Consider the following 19,099-nt stretch of genomic DNA (forward strand, 5'->3'; position numbering starts at 1 on the left):
TTGTGCTGTTTCACGGACATAGTCTTGCAGTCCTCAGAGCGAAGCGTACTTGACGCGCAGGCGCTGACGCACCAGCTCGGCCAGCGTATTCATGACGAAAGTGAACGACAGCAGCACCAGGGCGGAGAGGAACAGCACCCGGTAATGGGTACCACCGACTTCCGACTCGGGCATTTCCACCGCCACGTTGGCGGCCAGGGTGCGCAGACCTTCGAAGATGTTCATGTCCATGATCGGCGTGTTGCCGGTGGCCATCAGCACGATCATGGTCTCGCCGACGGCGCGCCCCATGCCGATCATCACCGCCGAGAAGATGCCCGGGCTGGCGGTCAGGATCACCACACGAGTCAGCGTCTGCCACGGCGTGGCGCCCAGGGCCAGGGAGCCGAACGTCAGGCTCTTGGGCACGCTGAACACGGCGTCTTCGGCGATCGAGTAGATGTTCGGGATCACCGCGAAGCCCATGGCCAGACCGACCACCAGAGCGTTGCGCTGATCGAACGGGATGCCCAGGTCATTGCTCAGCCAGGCGCGCATGTTACCGTCGAACAACCAGTTCTCCAGGTAGCCGCTCATGCTCAGCGACACGCTGCCGACCAGCAGGATCACCGGGATCAGCAGCGCCGCTTCCCAGCCATCGGGCACACGCAGGCGCACCGATTCAGGCAGGCGGCTCCACAGGAAGCCCGCCAGCAGAATACCGATCGGCGTGAAGATCAACAGGCTGAAGATACCGGGCAGGTGTCCCTCCACATAAGGTGCGAGGAACAGGCCGGCGAAGAAGCCGAGGATCACCGTCGGCAGCGCTTCCATCAGCTCGATCACCGGTTTGACCTTGCCGCGCATGGCCGGGGCCATGAAGTAAGCGGTGTAGATCGCCGCGGCGATGGCCAGTGGAGCAGCCAGCAGCATGGCGTAGAAGGCAGCCTTGAGCGTACCGAAGGCCAGCGGTGCCAGGCTCAGCTTCGGCTCGGCGTCGGTGCTGGCCGAGGTCGACTGCCAGACATAAGCCGGCTTGTCGTAGTTCTCGTACCAGACCTTGCCCCACAGCGAGCTCCAGGAAATTTCCGGGTGCGGGTTATCGATCAGCACGCGCTCGATCTTGCCATTGGCTTCGACCAGAGCACGGTTGGCGCGCGGTGACAGAGCGGCGATGTTGTAGCCTTCCGCTACCGGCTCGACCAGCAGGGTGCGGTGCGCAGTGCTGTGGAAGATGCCCAGGTTGCCCTTGGCGTCCAGGGCGATAAAACCCTTGCGACGCTCTTCCGAGATGATCTGAGTGATAGGGCTGCCAGCCATCGTGAATTCACGTACCGGCTTGAGCGAGGACTTGCCGTCCTCGTCACGCACCATGAACCACTGCTGGATGCCGCCGGCACTATCGCCGATCAGCAGGGAAATACCGCCCAGCAACGAGGTGGCGTAAGTGATTTCGCGGGAACCATCGCTGAGCAGCTTGTAGCGACCGTTGAGGGCCTTGCTGCGTATGTCGAAGACATCGGCAGTGGCACGACCGTTGATCACGAACAGCCAATGCTGACGCGGATCGATGATCAGCTCCTTGATCGGCTCGGCGATCTGCGGCAGCGCCAGGCGCTCCTCGCTGGTGCTGACCTCACCGGTCATCAGGTTCTCGGTACGGCTCAGGCTCAGGGCCTGCAACTCACTGCCTACCGAGCCAGCGACCAGCAACGTACCGCTGTTCAGGCTGATGCCCATATGTTCCAGCGGGCGGCCTTGAGGATCGATGGTCAACGGCGTTTCGCCGAACGGGTAGACGATGGTCGGCGTGATGGTCTTCACGTCGTTCGGGTAGGAGATCCGATAGGTGTGCTCGAACACCAGCGCCTGGCCATTGGACAGACCGAGCGCGACGCGGTGGCTACCCGGCTGATCCTCGCCGACGGAGACCACCTCGCTGCCCGCCGGCAGGGGCAGCTCGATACTGGTCAGCGCCGCCATGCTCTGAGCATCGAAGAACTGAACCCGACCATCGCGAGCCAGGCGCATACCGACCTGGTTCTGTTCTTCCAGGGCCAGCAGCAGCGGTGCGTCGGCATCGGCCAACCACGCAGGTTCTACAGCGGCGCGCTTCTCGATGTCGGCGCCCTGGAACATCGGCAGCACGACATAGGCGAGGTAGAAAAAGATCAGGGTGATGGCGCCAAGCACGGCCAGGCCGCCAACCGACACGCACCAGCGTGCCAGGCGATCCTTGAAGGCGCGCAGGCGGCGCTTGCGCTGCAGGGCCGGAGTGTTGAAGTCCAGCCCGAGGGAATTGGGAGAGGCGGTCATGGGTTCACTTGCCAAGTCATTCATAGTGGAGAGCGTCTCTGCGCGGCCATGAGCGCGCCGTATTCTTCGTCCGTTTCACTAGCCAGGCCAAATCTAGCCTGTTCGTGTGACAGAAAAGTTACAGCGCGGTGACGTAGCGAAGCCCACCTCCCGGGGGAGAGGTGGGCTGCGGGAGTTGCTTACTACGTGTGGCTTACAGCCCCAGTTCCGTGCGAGTCTTCTCGACGACCTTGGCAGGCAGCGGGATGTAGCCATCCTTGACCACGACGTCCTGGCCCTGCTTGGACAGGATCAGCTTGAGGAACTCCGCATCCAGCGGGCTCAGCGGCTTGTTGGGCGCCTTGTTCACGTAGATGTAGAAGAAGCGAGCCAGCGGGTACTTGCCGGACAGCGCGTTGTCCTCGTTGGCTTCCTCGACTTCGCCCTGCTTGTTCACCAGGGGAACGGCACGGACGCTGGCGGTACGGTAGCCAATGCCCGAGTAGCCGATGGCGTTGACAGTGCTGGAGATCGACTGCACCACGGAGGCCGAACCCGGCTGCTCGTTGACGTTGGACTTGAAGTCACCTTTGCACAGGGCTTCTTCCTTGAAGTAGCCGTAGGTGCCGGATACCGAGTTACGACCGAACAGCTGAACCGGCTTGGTAGCCCACTCGCCGGTCAGGCCGATGTCGCCCCAGGTTTTCAGGTCTTTGGCTTCGCCGCACAGACGGGTGCTGGAGAAGATGGCATCGACCTGCTGCATGGTCAGTTGCTTGATCGGGTTGTCCTTGTGCACGAATACGGCCAGGGCGTCGATGGCGACCGGAACGGCGGTCGGCTTGTAGCCGTACTTCTGCTCGAAAGCCTGGATCTCGCTGTCCTTCATGGCGCGCGACATCGGGCCGAGGTTGGCGGTGCCTTCGGTCAGTGCAGGTGGCGCGGTGGAAGAACCAGCGGCCTGGATCTGGATGTTCACGTTCGGGTAGGACTGCTTGTAGTTTTCAGCCCACAAGGTCATCAGGTTGGCCAGGGAATCGGAACCGACGCTGGACAGGTTGCCAGATACGCCCGAAGTCTTCTCATAGGTCGGCAGAGCCGGATCGACAGCGGCAACCGCATTGGCAGTGGCGACGCCAGCTGCAACAAATGTCATGGCCGCCATCAAACGCTTCAGTTTCATGCCTTGCTCCTAGCAGAGTGGTAATCATTGGAAGGCCGGCGTGCCGTGGTCGTAGCGCCCGATCTACCGCCTTCTCACGATTGGGTCGTGTTGGTTGGAACGGGGCTCAGTATCGTCAGCCGATGTGACCACTCTATGTAATCAATGTGACAGTTGGATGACGATGCAAATTGAGCATCGGCGGAGACGAATCCGGGTGCATGGGCGCTCGCAACGCGTTAAGGTCGCGGGGCGACCACCCAGTCGGTATACTTTCCCGGCCCATCTCCACAGGGCCAACCACCGCGCCGCGAGCCGTGAACAGATGAAAGACTTCGAACAGGAAGACCCGATACCTCAGGGCGATCTGGCACTGCAGATCACCGCACTGCCGCGCGAAACCAATGGTTTCGGCGACATCTACGGCGGTTGGCTGGTCTCGCAGATGGATCTGGCTGGCACCGCCATGGCGAGCAAGGTCGCCGCTGGCCGCGTCGCTACCGTGGCCATCGATCGCATGGCCTTCCTGGTTCCGGTCGCCGTTGGCGCGCAGTTGTCCTTCTATACCCAGGCACTGGAGATCGGCCGCAGCTCGATCCAGATGTTGGTAGAAGTGTGGAGTGACGACCCGTTGTCCAGCGAATGGCGCAAGGTCACCGAGGCAGTCTTTGTGTTCGTCGCCATCGACGGCAGTGGCCGTACCCGCTCGGTACCAGCACGCCGCTGAGAAAGTGGACGGACGCACGTAGCTGCCGCCCTTTCTCCACCATCAGCGCCGCATGGGTTTCAGGCTTTTAGCGATCTTGTCCGAGCAGCTCGCCCACCCGTGAACGATCCGCTGCAAAATTGCTTTCCGCCTGTTTGCGCGCTGCCTGGTGACGTTCGATTTCCTTCTTCAGGCGAACCTGCTCATTACGCTGGCTAGTGATCTGGCCAAGCAGTTGCTCGGGCACCTGACGCCCCGCGCGCTCCAGATCCGCGGCCTGCTTCTGCAGGTTGGCCTGCTGCAGTCGCGCCGACTGCAAGTTACCGGTGGCAACACCGATCAGTCCGTCCAGCTCGGCCAGCTTGCGCGCCTGCGCACGGTCGACGTCCTCGGAGCTGCTGTACAGGCGCAGCAACTGAACATCGGACTTCGCCCGCTCCCGGTCAGCCAGCAGCTTCTTCATTTCCTCAGGCGTCGGAGCCGGCGGCACCACGCGCACGACGCGGCCCTGCTCGTTGAGCACGTCATAGCCCTTGCCGATGAACTCGCTGGGCACGCCCTGACGGTTGATCACCGTAATGCCCTGGGCATTGGTGTAGCGATACATCTCGCTGGCGCCCGCCCAAAGCGGCAGCAGCAGACCAAGCCAGAGGGTGCGACGCATGATGGGCGATTTGGACATGGAACGCGCTCTCTCGGCTTGCCAGGGTCAGATGCCGTACTCGGCCCGATAGGCTTCCACAGCAGGCAAATAGTGCTTCAGTTCAGCATCATCGGCCAGATATTCCAGCACTTGCTGCAGAGACACAATGCTCACTACTGGAATACCGAAGTCGCGCTCCACCTCCTGGATCGCCGACAGTTCGCCACGGCCGCGCTCCTGACGATCCAGAGCGATCAGTACACCGGCAGCCTGGGCGTTCTGCGCCTGAATGATCTGCATCACTTCGCGGATCGCGGTGCCGGCGGTGATCACGTCATCGATGATCAGCACACGGCCACTCAGCGGTGCGCCGACCAGCGTGCCGCCTTCGCCATGATCCTTGGCTTCCTTGCGGTTAAAGCACCAGGGCAGGTCGAGATCATGATGCTCGGCCAGCGCCACGCCGGTGCTGGCAGCCAGCGGAATACCCTTGTAGGCCGGGCCGAACAGCACGTCGAACTCGATACCGCTGTCCACCACCGCCGCCGCGTAGAAGCGCCCGAGGCGAGCCAACGCCAAACCGCTGGCGAACAGGCCAGCGTTGAAGAAGTAAGGGCTGACGCGCCCCGACTTGAGGGTGAACTGGCCGAAGCGCAGAACGCCTCGTTCGATGGCAAAACGAATGAAATCGCGCTGATACGTTTGCATGAATGACCCTGAGGCGGCACTGGATGTGGCTTGGAATTACTAAATGGCGTCTAGCTCAGGTATCATACACGCACGTGTTTTTGGGGGCCATTTATGCGGATCATCAGTGTGAACGTGAATGGTATTCATGCTGCAGTCGAGCGCGGTTTGCTCAGTTGGCTGCAAGCACAGAATGCCGACGTGATCTGCCTGCAGGATACCCGTGCCTCCGCCTTTGAGCTGGACGACCAAGCCCTCCAACTGGATGGCTATTTCCTCTATGCCTGCGATGCAGAAGTGCCAAGCCAAGGTGGCGTGGCGCTCTACTCGCGGTTGCAACCCAAGGCGGTAATCAGCGGACTCGGTTTTGAAACGGCCGATCGCTACGGGCGCTACCTGCAGGCGGATTTCGACAAAGTGAGCATCGCCACGCTGCTGCTGCCATCGGGCATGGGCGGTGACGAGAACCTGAATCAGAAATTCAAGTTCATGGACGATTTCTCCAAGTACCTGGACAAGCAGCGCCGCAAGCGCCGCGACTACATCTATTGCGGCTCGCTCTACGTCGCCCACCAGAAACTGGATGTGAAGAACTGGCGTGACTGCCAGCAATCGCCCGGCTTCATGGCACCTGAACGCGCCTGGATGGACGAGATCACTGGTGCCATGGGTTATGTGGATGCCGTGCGCGAGGTCAACCGCGAGGCTGACCAGTTCAGTTGGTGGCCGGACAACGAACAGGCCCAGATGCTCAACCTGGGCTATCGCTTCGACTATCAGTTGCTCACCCCTGGCATGCGCCGCAGCGTGCGTACCGCGCGCCTGCCGCGTCAGCCGCGTTTCTCCCAGCACGCGCCGCTGATCGTCGACTACGACTGGACGCTGACTGTCTGATCGAGATGTCGCCTACATGAAAACGCCCCGACCTGTTCGGGGCGTTTTTATCTGTGCCGTGCTGTATGGGAAAAAATGCCGCTAACTGTGGCGTGTCAGCCCCGGCCATCCGCGCTAGCCTGCGCGTCCGCATACCACCACACAAGGCCGCGCCATGACACCCAAGGATATTCTGCTGGCCGCCGTGGTGATCGTTGCCTGGGGCGTGAACTTCGTGGTGATCAAGGTCGGGCTGGAAGGCGTACCGCCGATGCTGCTCGGCGCCTTGCGTTTCATGCTCGCGGCCTTTCCCGCCATTCTCTTCGTGCGTCGCCCGGATATGCCGCTGCGCTGGCTGCTCGCCTATGGCCTGACCATCTCCCTGGGCCAGTTCGCCTTTCTCTTCTCGGCCATGTACGCCGGCATGCCCGCAGGCCTGGCGTCGCTGGTGCTGCAGGCGCAAGCGTTCTTCACCCTGGGCTTCGCCGCGCTGTTCATCGGCGAAACGGTACGCCGCAGCAGCCTGGTAGGGCTTCTCGTGGCGGCTGCGGGACTCTTGCTGATCGGCAGCGAAAGCGGGCGCAGCTTCACCCTGGCCGGCTTCGTACTGACCCTGTGTGCGGCGGCGATGTGGGGGCTCGGCAATATCGTCACCAAGCGCATCGGCAAGGTGAACCTGGTCAGCCTGGTGGTGTGGGGCAGCCTGATTCCGCCACTGCCGTTCCTGGCACTGTCGCTGATGCTCGAAGGGCCTGAGCAGATCGAAACAGCGCTACGTACCATCTCCCTCAACTCGCTACTGGCCATCGCCTACCTGGCGTTCATCGCCACCCTGCTCGGCTACGGCCTGTGGAGTCGCCTGCTGTCACGCTATCCGGCCAGCCAGGTGGCACCCTTCTCGCTGCTGGTGCCGGTAATCGGCCTCAGCTCGGCCTGGTTGCTACTGGATGAAGGTCTGAGCCTTGCGCAGTGGATAGGTGCAGCGGTGGTGATGCTCGGCTTGCTCATCAACGTATTCGGTGCGCGCCTGCTGCAGCAGTTGCGCGGGGCTGCTGCCTGACGGAGGGGCACTGTTGGGGCAGCGATCCGAGCTGAACCGCCAGATCCACGCGACTACCGCTATCGCCGGCAAGCCGGCTCCTACAACGTGGGGCACTCGAGAATTGTTGCCGGCGAACCAAAGCCCGTAGGAGCCGGCTTGCCGGCGATCTTTGACGGACACCGCCTATTGCTCCTGCAAGCGATCCGCCTCACCCGCTCGATCAATCGATGCGCTCGAATTTCAGATCCCACACACCGTGTCCCAGACGCTCGCCACGGCGCTCGAACTTGGTCACCGGGCGTTCGGCCGGGCGCTCCACACAGCGGCCATCGGCCGCCTGGTTGCGATAGCCAGGGGCGACATTCATCACCTCCAGCATGTACTCGGCATAGGGCTCCCAGTCGGTGGCCATATGCAGCACGCCGCCGACCTTGAGCTTCTGACGTACCAGCTCGGCAAACGCCGGCTGGACGATACGGCGCTTGTGGTGACGCGCCTTGTGCCAGGGATCCGGGAAGAACAGCAGCACGCGGTCGAGGCTGGCATCGGCCACGCATTGGCGTAGCACTTCCAGAGCATCGCAGCTGTACACGCGAACGTTGCCAAGGTTTTGGGTCATCACTCCATTGAGCAGGGCACCTACACCCGGCTTGTGCACTTCCACGCCGATGAAATCCTGCTCCGGCGCCGCAGCCGCCATCTCCAGAGTGGAGTGCCCCATGCCGAAACCGATTTCAAAGGTACGCGGCGCCTGACGGCCGAATACCGCGTCGAAATCCTGGGCGCCACTGTCCAGTTCCAGACCGAACTTCGGCCAGCCCTGGTCGAGGCCACGCTGCTGGCCGAAGGTGGTGCGGCCGGCGCGCATCACGAAACTCTTGATGGTGCGCAGATGCCGAGGGGTTTCATCGGCGGTGGTTTGTTCGATATCGCTCATGGGGCACTCGGGGCACGCAATTAGGGAAAGGGAAAACCGCGAACGGGGACTGTTCGTCCCCGTTCGGCACCTGCGCTGCAGGTGAACCTCAGCGAATCAGGCCGTCGAGCGGGGATGATGCGCTGGCATAGAGCTTCTTCGGCATACGCCCGGCCAGGTAGGCCAAACGACCGGCCTCGATGGCGTATTTCATGGCCCGGGCCATCAGCACCGGGTGCTGGGCATGGGCGATGGCGCTGTTCATCAGCACGGCCTCGCAACCGAGCTCCATGGCGATGGTGGCATCGGATGCGGTGCCCACGCCGGCATCCACCAGCACGGGAACGGTCGCTTCCTCAAGGATGATGCGCAAGTTGTAAGGGTTGCAGATACCCAGCCCGGTACCGATCAGGCCGGCCAGCGGCATCACCGCGATGCAGCCCATTTCCGCCAGTTGCCGGGCGATGATCGGGTCATCGCTGGTGTACACCATCACGTCGAAGCCTTCCTTGACCAGCACTTCGGCAGCCTTGAGGGTTTCGATCACGTTGGGAAACAGGGTTTTCTGATCGGCCAGCACTTCCAGCTTGACCAGCTTGTGGCCATCCAGCAGTTCGCGAGCCAGGCGGCAGGTTCGCACGGCCTCGACGGCGTCGTAGCAACCGGCGGTGTTCGGCAGGATGGTGTAGCGATCCGGCGAAATCACGTCGAGCAGGTTGGGCTCGCCCGGGTTCTGGCCGATGTTGGTACGCCGCACCGCCACGGTAACGATCTCCGCGCCCGAGGCCTCGATGGCTGCACGGGTTTCGTCGAGATCCTTGTATTTACCGGTACCGACCAGCAGGCGCGACTGATAGGTACGGCCGGCCAGGGTAAAGGGCTTGTCGCTGACAGGGTGGCTCATGGGGATTCCTCTGCACGGAAGGGTTGGATGGGCGCGGCGCAGGGCTCAACCGCCGCCGATGGCATGTACCACTTCGAGGCGATCGCCCTCGGCCAACGCGGTGCTGGCGTACTGGCTGCGCGGGACGATATCGAGGTTGCGCTCGACCGCGACACGGCGCCCCGCCAGCTCCAGGCGCTCGATCAGGTCGGCGACACTGGCGCCCTCGGGCAATTCGAGGGGTTCACCGTTCAACTGGATATGCATGGCGACACGTCACAACAGGAGAAAGGGCCGGCATTCTAGCCCGATCACCGACGATGACCAAGGCGCAGGCCGGCCATTCGTCTCAGAAGCTGTTCGCGATCCAGCGAGTTAGAGCCTGCATTTGACGCCGCAGGGCCGAGGCGCAGCAGCCCGTGGACGGGTTCTCAGGCCATGCGCCAGGCCAGCAGACCCAGACAGGCCCAACCGGCCAGAAAGGCGAGCCCGCCGAACGGAGTGATGATACCGAGTTTGCTGACGCCGCTGAGGGTCAGCAGATAGAGGCTGCCGGAAAACAGCACGATACCAATGGCGAAGAAGCCACCCGCCAGGTTCACCAGACGGCCAGGAGCCACCAGTGCGAGGATGGCCACGCCAAGCAATGCCAGGGCATGGATCAACTGGTAATGGGTGCCGGTCTGGAACACCGTCAAGTACTCGGGGCTCAGTTTATGCTTCAGCCCATGGGCGGCGAAGGCACCCAGGGCAACACCGGAAAAGCCGGCGAAGGCCGACAACAGCAACCACAGACGAACCATAGCTTCCTCACCGATCTCACGAATGATGAGGCAGAGTTTACGCCCTCAACTATCCCGACGCGTGCTCTCGATTGCCGCAGCGGTGGGCAGCATTGTCCGCAAGGGCGCAGGGAGCCGTATAATGTTCGGCCAACCAATCCTGGCTCCCCGCGCATGCTCCGATCCATTCGCCGCCTCCTGCTGAAGCTGCTGCTCTGGTTCATCGCCGGCTCCTTCCTGCTGGTGCTCGCCTTGCGCTGGGTTCCGCCACCGGGCACGGCGTTGATGGTCGAGCGCAAGATCGAGTCGTGGATCGACGGCAAACCTGTCGACCTGCAGCGCAGCTGGCGATCCTGGGACGAGCTGCCCGACGACCTGAAGATCGCGGTCATCGCCAGCGAGGATCAGAAGTTCGCCCAGCACTGGGGCTTCGATGTCGACGCGATCAAGGCCGCGGTGTCGCACAACCAGCAGGGCGGCTCGGTGCGTGGAGCCAGCACCCTGAGTCAGCAGGTGGCGAAGAATCTGTTCCTCTGGTCTGGCCGTAGCTGGCTGCGCAAGGGCATCGAGGTGTGGTTCACCGGGCTGATCGAGCTGCTCTGGCCGAAACAGCGCATCCTTGAGGTTTACCTCAACAGTGCGGAATGGGCTGACGGTGTATTCGGTGCAGAAGCGGCGGCGCGGCACCACTTCAATATCGGCGCCCCCTATCTCTCGGCGCGCCAGGCCAGCCTGCTGGCAGCCGTGCTACCCAACCCGCGACAACTCGATGCCGGCCGCCCCAGCGGCTACGTCAATCAGCGCGCCGACTGGATCCGCCGGCAGATGCGCCAGCTCGGCGGCAGCCACTACCTGAACCAGCTGCAAGCACCACGCCCAGGCTGGTGGACCAGGTAAACAATTGTTCCTGGATATTTGCGTTCATGAATGGGCTGCTTAAAGGCGTTAGCGGCCGTAGGGTGGATCGGGGCGCGCAGGTGAAACCCATCGGCAATTGATGGGTTTCACCCATCCTACGATCTGCTCAAAGGCGGAAACGGACGCTCACCCCGTAGGGTGGATGACGCTCTTTTCATCCACCATTGCGATCGCGTAGTGGTGGACGGATCGGGCCGCGTAGGCAAGCGTCGTCCACCCCACGAAAGGCCGCCTCCGCCTTATCGTCGCCATTATCACCAGCAGGCTGCATAGCCTAAGCGCGCGTAGCGATGCTCCAGAACCGATTGCGCCCCCGCAAACGCAAACGCCCCGAGCGGAGTCGGGGCGTTTCGAGTGCGGCTGACTGGAATCAAGCGGCGATGGAGCCCTTGAGCTTGTTCATCGCATTCTTCTCCAACTGGCGGATACGCTCCGCCGAGACGTTGTACTTGGCCGCCAGCTCGTGCAGCGTGGCTTTCTCCTCGGCCAGCCAGCGCTGCTGAAGGATATCGCGGCTGCGCTCGTCGAGCGCCTCGAGAGCCTCGTGCAGGTTGGCGCTGGACGTGTCGCTCCAGTCCTCGTCTTCCATCTGCCTGGCAGGATCGTAACGATGGTCTTCCAGGTACTGGGCCGGAGACTGGAAGGCGCTGTCGTCGTCGGCATCGGCCGCCGGATCGAAGGCCATGTCATGGCCGGTCAGGCGGCTTTCCATTTCGCGCACTTCACGCGGCTCGACGCCCAGGCTCTCGGCAACGGCATGTACTTCGTCGTTGTTCAGCCAGGCCAGACGCTTCTTCTGGCTGCGCAGATTGAAGAACAACTTGCGCTGTGCCTTGGTGGTCGCGACCTTGACGATGCGCCAGTTGCGCAGAATGAACTCGTGAATTTCGGCACGAATCCAGTGCACGGCGAAGGACACCAGGCGCACACCCATTTCCGGGTTGAAGCGCTTGACCGCCTTCATCAGACCAACGTTACCTTCCTGGATCAGGTCAGCCTGGGCCAGGCCGTAGCCGGAATAACTGCGCGCGATATGCACGACGAAACGCAGGTGGGCCAGCACCATCTGGCGGGCGGCCTCGAGATCCTGGCTGTAGAAAAGATTACCTGCCAGTTCGCGCTCCTGCTCGGGCGTCAGCAGCGGAATGCTGTTGACGGCATGCACGTATGCTTCCAGGTTTGCGCCTGGAACCAGAGCATGAACAGGTTGCAAAGAAGTGGACATTCGAATCCTCCGATTCACGAAACGTACGCAGTGTAGCACTGCGCAATATGACCGGAAGCCACCATCCTGGTTCCCCGGTCAATAGTCAATATCAACCAAATCAATATGTTGGGCGAAGCGTCAAAGTCGCACTTCAGCGCGGAGCAAGCTCCCTCAAATGCCGCGCCACCGCCAGCCACGCACCGATATACCCCAACAGCACCGCTCCCAGCAATAGGGAGAAGCCGTCTCCCGACGGCACACCGGCCAGCGCGAAATCACTGCCGTACAAACCGGACAGGCGCACCACGGCATCGTTCAACCAGTTCAGCCCGAAGGCCAGCACCAGCCAGGACAGCACACCAGCGCCCAGGCCATACAGCGCGCCCATATAGAGGAAGGGGCGGCGCACGTAGCTGTCGGTGCCGCCGACCAGCTTGATCACTTCGATCTCGGTGCGACGATTCTCGATATGCAGGCGGATGGTATTACCGATCACCAGCAGCAGGGCCATTATCAGCAGTACGGTCAGACCGAAGACGAAGCGGTCGCCCAGCTTGAGAATCGCGCTCAGGCGCTCGACCCAGAGCAGATCCAGCTGCGCCTGCTGCACGCTGGGCAGCTCTGCCAGGCGCAGGCGCAGAGCCTCGAGGGTAGCCTTGTCGACCTCCTTGGGCGTCACCAGCACAGCGCCGGGCAACGGATTGTCCGGCAACTCCTTGAGTGCTTCGCCCAGTCCGGACTGCTGCTGAAATTCTTCCAGTGCCTTTTCGCGGCTGATCCATTCGGCTTCGGCCACGTCGTCCATGCCGGCGATCTGCTCACGCAGGGCCTGGCCCTGGCTGTCGCTGGCGTCGATGGTCAGGAATACCGAGATCTGCGCGGCACGCTGCCAGGAGCCACCGAGGCGCTCGACGTTACCGAGCAGCAGCGACAATCCCATGGGCAGACTCAGCGCCACGGCCATCACCAGGCAGGTGAAGAAGCTGCCGATCGGCTGCTTGCCAAGGCGCCGCAGGCTGTCGACCAGGCTGGCGCGGTGGCTTTCCAGCCAGGCGTGGGTCAGGGTACGGAAATCCGGCTCGTTGTTCGGGCCCTGGGGCTCGGCGTTCTTTGGCGCCGCACCGACGCGCTGAGCCGGCTGCGGTGGTGGTACGCGGGAGGCGCTCATTCCGCTGCCTCCCCGTCGCCGATCAGGCGGCCGCGCTGCAGGGTAAGCATGCGGTGGCGCATGCGCGCGATCAGTGCCAGGTCGTGACTGGCGATCAGCACGCTGGTGCCGAGCTGGTTGATGTCTTCGAATACACCCATGATTTCCGCCGCCAGACGCGGGTCGAGGTTACCGGTGGGTTCGTCGGCCAGTAGCAGGGCCGGACGATGGACGATGGCGCGGGCGATGCCGACACGCTGTTGCTGCCCGGTCGACAGGTCGCCAGGGAACAGCTCGGCCTTGTCGCTCAGGGAAACCCGCTCCAGGGCCGAGCCAACGCGGCGACCGATGTCGCTCTTGGACAACCCGAGAATCTGCAGTGGCAGGGCCACGTTGTCGAACACGCTGCGGTCGAACAGCAGCTGGTGATTCTGGAACACCACGCCGATCTGCCGGCGCAGGAAGGGAATCTGCGCGCTGGTGATCTGCGACAGATCCTGGCCAGCCAGCAGCAGCTTGCCCGACGTGGGCCGCTCCATGGCCAGCAGCAAGCGCAATAGCGTGCTCTTGCCGGCACCGGAATGGCCGGTGACGAAGAGGAACTCGCCGCGGCGCACGCGGAAACTCAACTCATGCAACCCGACATGACCGTTGGGATAACGCTTGCCGACCTGCTCGAATCGGATCATCACTGCTCCCGTTGCTGGAAAAGCGCCTGAACGAAGGGTTCGGCCTCGAAGGTACGCAGATCGTCGATACCTTCGCCGACGCCGATGTAGCGGATCGGCAGGCCGAACTGCTTGGCCAGGGCGAAGATCACCCCACCCTTGGCCGTGCCATCCAGCTTGGTCAGGGCCAGACCGGTCAAGTTCACTGTCTGGTTGAATTGTTTGGCCTGGTTGATCGCGTTCTGCCCGGTGCCGGCATCCAGCACCAGCAGCACTTCGTGGGGCGCGCTGTCGTCGAGCTTGCCGATCACCCGGCGCACCTTCTTCAGCTCTTCCATCAGGTTGTCTTTGGTGTGCAGACGCCCGGCGGTGTCGGCGATCAGCACATCCATGCCGCGGGCCTTGGCAGCCTGCACGGCGTCGAAGATCACCGAGGCGGAATCCGCGCCGGTGTGCTGGGCGATCACCGCGATCTTGTTGCGCTCACCCCATACCTGCAATTGCTCAACCGCGGCGGCGCGGAAGGTATCGCCGGCGGCGAGCATGACTTTCTTGCCCTCGCCCTGCAGCTTCTTGGCCAGTTTGCCGATGGTGGTGGTCTTGCCGGCGCCGTTCACGCCAACCACCAGGATCACGAAGGGCTGCTTGCCGGCATCGATCTGCAGCGGCTGCTCGACCGGACGCAGCAGCGCGGTGAGCTCTTCCTGCAGGGATTTGTACAGCGCTTCGCTGTCGGTCAACTGTTTGCGCGCGACCTTCTGGGTCAGGCTCTGGATGATCAAAGTGGTGGCCTCGACGCCAACGTCGGCGGTGAGCAGGCGGGTCTCGATCTCGTCGAGCAGCTCGTCGTCGATGACCTTCTTGCCAAGGAACAGGCTGGCCATGCCCTCGCCCAGACTGGCGCTGGTCTTCGACAGGCCCTGGCGCAGGCGGGAAAACCAGCCGCCCTTGTTGTCCGACGGTTTGTTCTGCTCGACGACCGGCGCGGGCACTTCGACGGGCGCTGCCACCACGGCAGCCGGGGTCGCCGGCACGGCGTGGTGTACGTCGCTGCCCGCGGCCAACTCGGCAGGATGCTCGAGGGCGGCGGCAGGCTGCTCGGCGACCGGCTCGTCCAGCGCCTCGGGGCCATGGCGGGTCGGCAGCGGATCGGTCACGACCGGCTCAGGCTCGGCGGTAGCGGTCTGCTCGAGAGGCGCCGGCACCTCGACCGCAGCCGGCTCAGGTTCCTCGAGCGCTTCAGGCTGCGGCTCTGTCGGGGACACTGCGGGAGCAGGCTCTACAGGCTTCTTGCGCAGCCAGCCGAACAGGCCGCGCTTCTCGGTGGCTTTCTCTGTGCCCTGCTCGACGCTGGCGTCGGGGGCCGGGGTCTTGTTGTCGTCTTTTGAACCAAACATGGAGGACGGCTATCTCAGAGGGGCGAACGCCATGGCCCTTGCACGGTGGGGCTGAGGGCGGTGCTTGACGGCAGGCGTGCAGGGGATTCGCACACCATCGCTGCACAGACGTGGTCGCCAGTAAAACGGATGCGTATCCTAGCACCTCCGCACAGGTCACGGCTAAGCCAAGCAGGCCGCCTGGCGTTGCGCGAGCACACTGCATGACCGCGGCCCACCCTACGCCGCAATCGCCACGCCCGTCGTGGCTCAACGAGGAGAGAGGTTTGTCCAGTTCACTTGCCCGCCATCTCGCCGGCCTGCTGCTAGCCTGCGCCTTGCCCCTGACGGCCCAGGCCGCGGCACCACAACCGACCCATGAATTCACTCTCGACAATGGTCTCAAGGTCGTCGTCCGCGAAGACCACCGCGCCCCGGTGGTGGTCTCCCAGCTCTGGTACAAGGTCGGCTCGAGCTACGAGACCGCCGGCCAGACCGGCCTGTCCCACGCGCTGGAACACATGATGTTCAAGGGCAGCCGCAAGCTCGGCCCTGGCGAAGCCTCGCGCGTGCTGCGCGACCTCGGTGCCGAAGAGAACGCCTTCACCAGCGACGACTACACCGCCTATTACCAGGTGCTGGCCAGTGATCGCCTGGGCGTCGCCTTCGAACTGGAAGCGGATCGACTGGCCAGCCTGCGCCTGCCGGCCGACGAGTTCGCACGCGAGATCGAGGTGATCAAGGAAGAGCGTCGTCTGCGCACCGACGACAAGCCGTCGGGCCTGGCCTTCGAACGCTTCAAGGCCATGGCTTACCCAGCCAGCGGCTACAGCATCCCGACCATCGGCTGGATGGCCGACCTCGATCGCATGACCGTGGACGAACTGCGCCACTGGTACCAGACCTGGTACGTGCCCAACAACGCCACCCTGGTGGTGGTCGGCGACGTCACCCCGGACGCGGTCAAGGCCCTGGCGCAGCGTTACTTCGGCGCGATTCCCAAGCGCGACGTACCAGCCGCCAAGATCCCGCTGGAGCTGCCGACGCCCGGCGAGCGACGCATCACCCTGCACCTCAAGACCCAGCTGCCGAGCCTGATGATGGGCTTCAACGTGCCCGGTCTGGCCACCGCCAAGGCGCCGCGCGAGGTGCATGCGTTGCGCCTGATCGCCGCTCTGCTCGACGGTGGCTACAGCGCGCGCCTGGCTACCCGCCTGGAACGTGGCGAGGAGTTGGTTTCCGGCGCCGGTGCCTGGTACAACGGCTACACCCGCGGCGACAGCCTGTTCATGGTGTCCGCCACCCCCAACGTGCAAACCGGCAAGACCCTGGAGCAGACCGAAGCGGGCATCTGGCGTGAGTTGCGGGATCTGCAGAAGAACCCGCCATCGGCCGAAGAACTGGCTCGCGTGCGTGCCCAGCTGATCGCCGAACTGGTCTACGACCGCGACTCGATCACCAGCCAGGCCACCGCTATCGGCCAGCTGGAAACCGTTGGCCTGTCCTGGCAGTTGATCGACCAGGAACTGGCCGAACTGGAAGCCGTGACCCCGGCCGATATCCAGAATGCCGCCAAGACCTACTTCACCCGCGATCGCCTCAGCGTCGCCCATGTACTGCCCGAGGAGAAGCGCGATGAGTAAGCGTAACGGCCCGCGCTACGCCCTGCTGGGGCTGTTTCTGATCGCCCTGCTGGTGGCCCTGAGCTTCACCGTGCAGCGCACCCCTGACGCCGCACCGGCCGCCGCCGATGCGCCGAAAACTGACGACACGCAGCTGCAATCTCTGGCCGAACTGGATGGCAAGGCGCCCGTGCGGCGCAAGCTCGACATCCAGAGCTGGCAAACCGCCGAAGGCGCCAAGGTGCTGTTCGTCGAAGCCCGCGAACTGCCAATGTTCGACCTGCGCCTGACCTACGCCGCCGGCAGCAGCCAGGACGGCGACGTGCAGGGCCTGGCCATGCTGACCAATGCCATGCTCAACGAAGGCGTACCCGGCAAGGACGTCGGTGCCATCGCAGCCGGTTTCGAAAGCCTGGGCGCCGAGTTCAGTAATGGCGCCTACCGCGACATGGCCGTGACCAGCCTGCGCAGCCTCAGCGATGCAACGCAACGCGAACCGGCCCTGAAGCTGTTCGAGCAGGTGATCGGCCAGCCGACCTTCCCCGCCGACTCACTGGCGCGAATCAAGAACCAGGTACTCGCCGGTTTCGAATTCCAGAAGCAGAACCCGGGCAAGCTGGCCAGCCTCGAACTGTTCGAGCGCCTTTACGGCGATCATCCGTACGGTCATCCCAGCGAAGGCACCCCAGGCTCGGTTCCCGGCATCAGCCGCGAACAGTTGCAGGCCTTCCACGCCAAGGCCTATGCCGCTGGCAACGCGGTGATCGCCCTGGTCGGCGACCTGTCCCGCGAAGAAGCCGAGGCCATGGCCGCCGAGGTCTCCGCTGCGTTGCCCAAGGGCCCGGCGCTGGCGAAAACCATCGCTCCCGAAGTGCCGAAAGCCGGTCTGACCCATATCGACTTTCCATCCAACCAGACCCACCTGTTGATCGCCCAGCTCGGCATCGACCGTCGTGATCCGGATTACGCGGCGCTGTATCTGGGCAATCAGGTGTTCGGCGGTGGCGGCTTCGGCACCCGGCTGATGACCGAGGTTCGCGAAAAGCGCGGCCTGACCTACGGCGTTTACTCCGGCTTCAGTGCCATGCAGGCCCGCGGCCCGTTCATGATCAACCTGCAGACCCGCGCCGAACTCAGCGACGGCACCCTGCAACTGGTCAAGGATCTGCTGGGCGATTTCCTCGCCAACGGCCCGACCCAGGAAGAGCTGGACGCCGCCAAGCGTGAGATGGCCGGCAGCTTCCCGCTGTCCACCGCCAGCAACGCCGCCATCGTCGGCCAGCTCGGCGCCATAGGTTTCTACGACCTGCCGCTGACCTACCTGGAAGACTTCCTGGCCCAGGTACAGGCGCTCAGCGTCGAGCAGGTAAAAACCGCCATGGCCAAGCATCTCGACCCCGAAGCGCTGGTGATCGTCACCGCAGGGCCGAAGGTCGAGCAGAAAGAGCTGCCGCCACCCACCGACAAGCCAGCCGAACTGCCGATTGGCGTCCCGGAGCACTGATGGCCAGACGACCCGTTCCCGCCAAGTCTCCCGTCGCCCATGGCGGCGACGGGCAACTGCGCATCATCGCCGGCCAGTGGCGCAGCCGGCAATTCAGCTTTCCCATGGCCCATGGCCTGCGACCAACGCCCAATCGTGTGCGGGAAACTCTGTTCAACTGGCTGGCGCCCCATGTCGAAGCGGCCAAGGTGCTCGACCTGTTCGCCGGCAGCGGTGCCCTGTTTCTCGAAGCGCTGTCGCGAGGTGCCGGCAGCGCCCTGGCGCTGGATCTCAATCCGGCAGCGGTGAACAGCCTGCGCGGTCACCTGGCGACCCTGCGCTGCGACAACGGCCAGGTGCTGCAGAGCGATGCCCTCGCCTACCTGCAGAGCCCGTCCGCCGTGCCATATGACCTGGTATTCCTCGATCCGCCCTTCAGCCAGGATCTGCTCCTGCCAGCTTGCGAGCTACTCGAGCAACGTGGCTGGCTGGCTGCCGATGCCTGGGTGTATACCGAGAGCGAGCAGGCACCGTCGATCCTGGGCATGCCCGGCAACTGGCGTCTGCATCGCGAACAGAAAGCCGGCCAGGTTCATTACGCGCTCTGGCAGCGCAGCGTGTAGCCTGGATTAGCCGCAGGCGTAATCCGGATTTCGCGGCCTCCACCCTGCCCCGGATTACGCTTCGCTAATCCAGGCTACGAACCGTGG

19 protein-coding genes are annotated in these 19,099 nt (G+C 63.5%); 7 read left to right on the forward strand and 12 right to left on the reverse strand.

The window, feature by feature from the left end:
* Positions 1–33: 33 nt before the first annotated feature.
* Complete coding sequence (locus DNK10_RS10855; protein WP_131191550.1) at positions 34–2,319, reverse strand: ABC transporter permease subunit; 2,286 nt, start codon at positions 2,317–2,319, stop codon at positions 34–36.
* Between the two features lie 169 nt (positions 2,320–2,488).
* A complete protein-coding gene (locus tag DNK10_RS10860; protein ID WP_131177661.1) occupies positions 2,489–3,457 on the reverse strand; it encodes a PstS family phosphate ABC transporter substrate-binding protein in 969 nt (322 codons plus the stop codon).
* Between the two features lie 304 nt (positions 3,458–3,761).
* On the opposite strand from DNK10_RS10860, the gene DNK10_RS10865 reads away from it, so the two are divergent.
* Complete coding sequence (locus DNK10_RS10865) at positions 3,762–4,163, forward strand: acyl-CoA thioesterase (protein WP_131181457.1); 402 nt, start codon at positions 3,762–3,764, stop codon at positions 4,161–4,163.
* Positions 4,164–4,230: 67 nt separating this feature from the next.
* Here the strand turns inward: DNK10_RS10865 and DNK10_RS10870 are convergent, their stop codons facing one another.
* Positions 4,231–4,824, reverse strand: a complete 594-nt coding sequence (locus DNK10_RS10870; RefSeq protein WP_131191551.1) for a DUF4124 domain-containing protein — start codon at positions 4,822–4,824, stop codon at positions 4,231–4,233.
* A gap of 27 nt (positions 4,825–4,851) precedes the next feature.
* Positions 4,852–5,493, reverse strand: coding sequence for an orotate phosphoribosyltransferase (pyrE, locus tag DNK10_RS10875; RefSeq protein WP_131181455.1), 642 nt, complete (start codon positions 5,491–5,493; stop codon positions 4,852–4,854).
* Positions 5,494–5,586: 93 nt separating this feature from the next.
* On the opposite strand from pyrE, the gene DNK10_RS10880 reads away from it, so the two are divergent.
* Positions 5,587–6,366 carry an exodeoxyribonuclease III gene (locus tag DNK10_RS10880; protein WP_131181454.1) on the forward strand — a complete coding sequence of 260 codons (780 nt, stop codon included), beginning with the start codon at positions 5,587–5,589 and terminating at the stop codon, positions 6,364–6,366.
* Between the two features lie 154 nt (positions 6,367–6,520).
* Positions 6,521–7,405 carry an EamA family transporter gene (locus DNK10_RS10885; RefSeq protein ID WP_131191552.1) on the forward strand — a complete coding sequence of 295 codons (885 nt, stop codon included), beginning with the start codon at positions 6,521–6,523 and terminating at the stop codon, positions 7,403–7,405.
* A gap of 202 nt (positions 7,406–7,607) precedes the next feature.
* On the opposite strand, the gene trmB is transcribed toward DNK10_RS10885, so the two are convergent.
* The 4 genes from trmB to DNK10_RS10905 form a co-directional block, all read right to left on the reverse strand.
* Entirely contained in the window at positions 7,608–8,279 is a 672-nt protein-coding gene (gene trmB, locus DNK10_RS10890; protein ID WP_244216253.1) for a tRNA (guanosine(46)-N7)-methyltransferase TrmB, read from the reverse strand.
* Between the two features lie 133 nt (positions 8,280–8,412).
* The gene (locus DNK10_RS10895; RefSeq protein WP_131191554.1) at positions 8,413–9,207 is read right to left on the reverse strand and encodes a thiazole synthase; all 795 of its coding nucleotides are present in this window, start codon (positions 9,205–9,207) and stop codon (positions 8,413–8,415) included.
* A gap of 45 nt (positions 9,208–9,252) precedes the next feature.
* Complete coding sequence (thiS, locus tag DNK10_RS10900; RefSeq protein WP_131191555.1) at positions 9,253–9,453, reverse strand: sulfur carrier protein ThiS; 201 nt, start codon at positions 9,451–9,453, stop codon at positions 9,253–9,255.
* Between the two features lie 164 nt (positions 9,454–9,617).
* Positions 9,618–9,989: a DUF423 domain-containing protein gene (locus DNK10_RS10905; protein WP_131181449.1), complete on the reverse strand. Its 372-nt coding sequence runs from the start codon at positions 9,987–9,989 to the stop codon at positions 9,618–9,620.
* Positions 9,990–10,142: 153 nt separating this feature from the next.
* On the opposite strand from DNK10_RS10905, the gene mtgA reads away from it, so the two are divergent.
* On the forward strand, positions 10,143–10,865 hold the full coding sequence (gene mtgA, locus DNK10_RS10910) for a monofunctional biosynthetic peptidoglycan transglycosylase (protein ID WP_131191556.1): 723 nt from the start codon (positions 10,143–10,145) through the stop codon (positions 10,863–10,865).
* A gap of 391 nt (positions 10,866–11,256) precedes the next feature.
* Here mtgA and rpoH read toward each other — a convergent pair whose 3' ends face one another.
* The 4 genes from rpoH to ftsY all read right to left on the reverse strand — a co-directional run bounded on the left by rpoH (position 11,257) and on the right by ftsY (position 15,305).
* Entirely contained in the window at positions 11,257–12,111 is an 855-nt protein-coding gene (gene rpoH / locus DNK10_RS10915) for an RNA polymerase sigma factor RpoH (protein WP_131181447.1), read from the reverse strand.
* 133 nt (positions 12,112–12,244) lie between these two features.
* Complete coding sequence (gene ftsX / locus DNK10_RS10920) at positions 12,245–13,261, reverse strand: permease-like cell division protein FtsX (RefSeq protein WP_131181446.1); 1,017 nt, start codon at positions 13,259–13,261, stop codon at positions 12,245–12,247.
* Positions 13,258–13,929, reverse strand: coding sequence for a cell division ATP-binding protein FtsE (gene ftsE / locus DNK10_RS10925; RefSeq protein WP_131181445.1), 672 nt, complete (start codon positions 13,927–13,929; stop codon positions 13,258–13,260). Before ftsE ends, ftsX begins: the two co-directional genes overlap by 4 nt.
* Positions 13,929–15,305, reverse strand: a complete 1,377-nt coding sequence (gene ftsY, locus DNK10_RS10930) for a signal recognition particle-docking protein FtsY (protein ID WP_131191557.1) — start codon at positions 15,303–15,305, stop codon at positions 13,929–13,931. Before ftsY ends, ftsE begins: the two co-directional genes overlap by 1 nt.
* Before the next feature lie 266 nt (positions 15,306–15,571).
* Between ftsY and DNK10_RS10935 the strand changes: the two genes are divergently transcribed.
* Genes DNK10_RS10935 through rsmD form a run of 3 tightly spaced genes read left to right on the forward strand, consistent with a single transcriptional unit; the run spans position 15,572 to position 19,012 of the window.
* The gene (locus DNK10_RS10935; RefSeq protein WP_131191558.1) at positions 15,572–16,927 is read left to right on the forward strand and encodes a M16 family metallopeptidase; all 1,356 of its coding nucleotides are present in this window, start codon (positions 15,572–15,574) and stop codon (positions 16,925–16,927) included.
* Positions 16,920–18,410: a M16 family metallopeptidase gene (locus DNK10_RS10940; RefSeq protein ID WP_131191559.1), complete on the forward strand. Its 1,491-nt coding sequence runs from the start codon at positions 16,920–16,922 to the stop codon at positions 18,408–18,410. The genes DNK10_RS10935 and DNK10_RS10940 overlap by 8 nt, the downstream gene beginning before the upstream one ends.
* Positions 18,410–19,012, forward strand: coding sequence for a 16S rRNA (guanine(966)-N(2))-methyltransferase RsmD (gene rsmD / locus DNK10_RS10945; protein ID WP_131191560.1), 603 nt, complete (start codon positions 18,410–18,412; stop codon positions 19,010–19,012). The genes DNK10_RS10940 and rsmD overlap by 1 nt, the downstream gene beginning before the upstream one ends.
* Positions 19,013–19,099 lie beyond the last annotated feature (87 nt).

It is taken from the genome of Phytopseudomonas daroniae, assembly GCF_004327275.1.
In the GTDB taxonomy this organism is placed as follows: Bacteria; Pseudomonadota; Gammaproteobacteria; order Pseudomonadales; family Pseudomonadaceae; genus Aquipseudomonas; species Aquipseudomonas daroniae.